Consider the following 259-nt stretch of genomic DNA (forward strand, 5'->3'; position numbering starts at 1 on the left):
GCTCGGTCGGCTCCGTCGGGTTGGTCGGCTTCGTCGGCTCAGTCGGCTCCGTCGGCTCAGTCGGCTCCGTCGGCTCCGTCGGGTTAGTCGGCTCGGTCGGAGTCGTGGTCTCCTTATCCTTCGGAACCGTCTGATCCTTGTCGTTGATGTCCTCGTGAGTGGTGATCAGGTTACCGTCACCCTCCTCATTCGGAGCATCCTCGCCATCTTCATTGACCTGCTTAGAGAACAGCTTCTCGAAAGCAACCGCAGCCTCAAC

Annotated in this window: 1 protein-coding gene; it reads right to left on the reverse strand. The window is 60.2% G+C overall.

Annotated features, from left to right (window positions below):
* On the reverse strand, positions 1-259 hold a 259-nt coding region (locus HMPREF3149_RS13960; protein WP_246819992.1), incomplete at both ends, for a hypothetical protein.

The organism is Corynebacterium sp. HMSC05E07, assembly GCF_001807225.1.
GTDB classification, from domain to species: Bacteria; Actinomycetota; Actinomycetes; order Mycobacteriales; family Mycobacteriaceae; genus Corynebacterium; species Corynebacterium singulare.